Here is a 4202-nt window from a genome sequence, read left to right as displayed (position 1 = left end):
AGTAGATATATCCGATGAGTGCTTTGCCCTTAAAACAACCTCTAATAATTCATTAGGTATTTCAACTATACCCATCCTAAGTCCTGGCATAAATATTTTAGAAAAACTTTTTATATATATTACTCTATTTTTATCATCATAACTTCTAAGAGGTCTATTATCTTTAGATTCAAATTTAAAATCACTTATAAAATCATCTTCTAGTATATAAAAATCATATTCTTGCGCTAACTCTATCAATTTTTTCTTCTTATATGTAGAATACGATATTCCTGTTGGGTTTTGAAAATTGGGCATAATATACATTAATCTAGGTTTAATTTTTTCAAGTTTTAACTTAAGTATACCAATGTCTATCCCATCATCTAGCATAGGAATAGATACCACTTTAGCACCTCTACTTTTAAAAACTTGTATCGCTCCATTATATGTAGGTTCTTCTATAAACACAACATCAGAATAATTTATAAGTCCTTTGCATACTATATCAATACCTTGCTGTGCTCCTGATATTATTTGTATATTTTCTTTATTTGTATATATTGAGCTAGACTTCAAATATTCTACCATCTTGACTCTTAGTTTTTCAAATCCAAGACCATCTTCATATTCAAACATGGATGAATCTTCTTTATTTAAAGCTATATTTATAGCATTTTTAAAATCTTGTATTGGAAAAATATCAGTTGCAGGATTTCCATTATCAAAATGTATTATTCCATCTTTTTCAATTTTAATATCCTCATTTTTATTTCTTGATGATACAAATGTTCCACTACCAATAACCTTATATATATATCCTTCATTTTCTAAAAGTTCATATGCCTTTACTACAGTAGTATTGTTTACTCCAATAAATTCAGATAATTTTCTTTTAGGCTGTAGTTTTTCATGAGCTTTAAGCTCTTTTTTTAATATCATATCTTTTATATGATTATATATTTGCAGGTATTTTTTAGTATTATCATTAAACTTTATATTATATCTTTCCACTTTATCACCACTTACGTATACATTAATTTATTGATGGTTATATTTATATTTGTTAATATGTAGTATGTATATATAATACCAAAATTTCTATAAAAAGGGGAAATATTTATGTTTTATGATTACCACATGCATTCTAACTTTTCTAATGATAGTAAGGCAGATATGGAAGATATGATAAAAAGATCTATAGATCTTGGTCTTAAAGAAATTTGCTTTACAGATCATGTTGATTACGACCTTGATTCAGATGATAGCTTTGGAATAGATTATAATAAATACTTCGATAAAATACAGTCTCTTCAAAATAAATATAAAGATAATATTTCTATAAAAAAAGGAATTGAGATAGGATTACAAAAACAAATAATTGATAAATGTAATAATGATATAAATAAATATCCTTTTGATTTTGTAATATGCTCTCAACATGCTATAAACCGTTCAGAGTTATACTTTGGAAATTTCTTTTTAGATAAAACTCAACATGAAGCATATGAATATTATTATAAAGAATTATATGATATTATAAAGGTTTATAAAAATTATTCTGTATTAGGGCATTTAGACTTAGTAAAACGATATGGTAACTATGGTAAAGTACTCGATGATAAACCATTTGATGATATAATCGAAGCAATATTAAAGCAAGCTATATATGATGGTAAAGGAATAGAAGTTAATACGTCTTGTTATAGGTACAATTTACCTGATTTAACACCTTCTAGACATATATTAAATATGTATAAAGACCTAGGTGGTGAAATTATAACTACTGGTTCTGATTCCCATAATCCTGCTCAAATAGCGTATAATTTTGATTATATTTATTCTTATCTACAAAGCATTGGATTTAAATATGTATGCTCATTTGATAAAATGAATCCACAATTTATAAAGATATAATTATTTTTTCACCCCCTTATGAATATATTTAAACATAAGGGGGTGATTTATTGAGAGTTCCTAATCTCATATTATCTACCATTATATTATTTGTATCTAACTTTATAGTCAGGATTCTTGGATTTATATATAAAATATTTCTTTCTAGAGTAATTGGTGAATCTGGGTTGGGTATTTATCACGTATTATTTAACTTTCTAATGGTGTCTATTGCATTAACTACCACCGGTATCCCCACTACATTAAGTTGTCTTGTAGCTAGCAAAAATGCTACTAAAGATAAACATAGTAAAAATGTGTTATTTATATCAACATTGTATGTAGCCTTCTTTATCGCTTTAATTATTTCTTTAATTATTTCTTTTAATGCTAAGTATTTATCTATTAAGCTTTTAAAAGATATTAATTTGTATTTACTAGTTTTAGGAATATGTCCAGCTGTAGTAGTAATAACTATCTCTAATGTACTAAGAGGATATTACTATGGTTTAAAAGATGCTACAGTTCCTGCTATAGGTCAAGTTATAGAACAACTAGTTAGAATCTTATTTGTATATATCATCATTAATTGCATAAAGAAAGATTATTTGAATTGCTATATAGCTTTATTAGGAATATCAATAGGTGAAGTTGCTAACATATTCTTTATAACTTGTTGTTTATATAAAAATTCAAATCTATCTAATAGATATACAATAAGTATTAAAGATTTCTATAACTCATCTATAGAAACATTAAAAATGTCAGTTCCAATAACTTGTAATCGTATGTCAAACATATTTATTAATTCTATCAGCTCTATGATAGTGCCATCAAGATTAGCATTATCTGGACTTAGTTATTATAAATCTTTAAGTATATACGGAGTAATAAGTGGAATGGTTATGCCTTTTATATATCTACCATTTACACTAGGATCGGCTTTAGTTGTTAATCTAATTCCTAGTATTTCACAAGAAGTTACTTTAAAAAATTATAAAACTATAAAGTTAAAAACTACTTATGCCATATTGTTAACTTTGTTTGTTGGCGGATTATGTTCAATTATTTTTTATTTCTTCGGAGATAAATTATGTTTATTAGTGTTTAAGAATAAATCAGCTGGTATATATTTAAAATCAATGTTTTTATTACCTTTATTTACTTCTTTAAATCAAACTTTATCTGGAATACTTCATGCACTTAGAAAGGAAGTTCAAGCTAGCTTAATTACAATATCTACTATGCTAATTCAATTAGCTTGCTTATATATACTTCTTCCTATACCAAGTATAAATATAAATGGATACATCTATTCTACAACTTTAACAGCAATATTAGCATCTTTATTACATACTATAGTGCTTTATAGAGCTTTTAAATTCCCAAATATTAGGAGGTTAAAATGAATACTAATATTAAGCCTTTTTATATATATACAGATAGAAACTCCCTATATATAAAAAATATAAACGAAAGTGCAGAAAGATTAGCTAGCAATATTTACGCTTACTCAGCTAATATTGATAAGGATAACAATATTCATATATTAGCTATTGATAGTATTGGTAGAGTTATTCATTTTTTCAATAATGAAGGTATATGGAAAAAAAAGATAATCCGTAAGTACTTTAATAGTGTTAGAAATATTAAAGATATGAGGCTCTATATATTAAATGATTATTTTAATGTTTTTGTGGTTGAAAAATATCCTTTAGATGATAATTTATATAAAATTTCACACCTAAATTTTAATATTTCAAACTATAATATGTTTAGACACACAATTGATAAAGTTTTTAAAGATAGTTCATCTATATATAAATTAAATATAGATGAATTATCAAATATAATATTCCAATATAAAACCATAGATATTTTATCTAGAAATATATGTGATAATGTTATAATTTTTAATAATATATCTAGAAAATGGATAACAAGTACCCCATTGCTTCGTAGCAATCAAATATCCCTAAATGAAAAAAATATTTCATCTAATATAAAAAGCGATATCTTTGAGTACTGCTATAGCATAAAATATAAGTTATAATCAATCAAAAAGAGGCTATATAAAATAGCCTCTTTTATCTATATATTTATCTGATACAATTGCATCCTTTTCTCTTTCCATTATTATCATTATCGTTATTTCCTGTATTATTTGTAAAGTCACAAACCTTAGCAAAAGTATCTACTACCCTTGGATCTACTGCATTTGGAGATGCTAATACTACCATTTGTTCACTTACTAAAATACTAACTGTTTCTTCTAAACAAAGTATTAAGTCTATTCCATTTGGAATACAGAAATCATAGTAGCATTC

4 protein-coding genes and 1 pseudogene are annotated in these 4202 nt (G+C 25.3%); 3 read left to right on the top strand and 2 right to left on the bottom strand.

Annotated features, from left to right (window positions below; genetic code table 11):
* On the bottom strand, positions 1-993 hold a 993-nt coding region (locus tag Q5F54_RS11290; protein ID WP_302334446.1), incomplete at its 3' end, for a PLP-dependent aminotransferase family protein.
* Between the two features lie 108 nt (positions 994-1101).
* Here Q5F54_RS11290 and Q5F54_RS11285 point away from each other — a divergent pair.
* Genes Q5F54_RS11285 through Q5F54_RS11275 form a run of 3 tightly spaced genes read left to right on the top strand, consistent with a single transcriptional unit; the run spans position 1102 to position 3928 of the window.
* A complete protein-coding gene (locus tag Q5F54_RS11285; RefSeq protein WP_071121294.1) occupies positions 1102-1896 on the top strand; it encodes a histidinol-phosphatase HisJ family protein in 795 nt (264 codons plus the stop codon).
* Between the two features lie 50 nt (positions 1897-1946).
* On the top strand, positions 1947-3284 hold the full coding sequence (locus Q5F54_RS11280) for a polysaccharide biosynthesis protein (RefSeq protein ID WP_071121295.1): 1338 nt from the start codon (positions 1947-1949) through the stop codon (positions 3282-3284).
* Positions 3281-3928, top strand: coding sequence for a hypothetical protein (locus Q5F54_RS11275; protein ID WP_281537260.1), 648 nt, complete (start codon positions 3281-3283; stop codon positions 3926-3928). Before Q5F54_RS11280 ends, Q5F54_RS11275 begins: the two co-directional genes overlap by 4 nt.
* 46 nt (positions 3929-3974) lie before the next feature.
* On the opposite strand, the pseudogene Q5F54_RS11270 reads toward Q5F54_RS11275, so the two are convergent.
* Positions 3975-4202, bottom strand: a pseudogene (locus Q5F54_RS11270) (hypothetical protein); the annotation flags it as partial.

Source organism: uncultured Romboutsia sp. (assembly GCF_958366745.1).
GTDB lineage: Bacteria > Bacillota > Clostridia > Peptostreptococcales > Peptostreptococcaceae > Romboutsia > Romboutsia timonensis.
The sequence above is the reverse complement of the archived record's forward strand: the minus strand, read 5'-3'. Positions and strand labels throughout refer to the sequence as shown.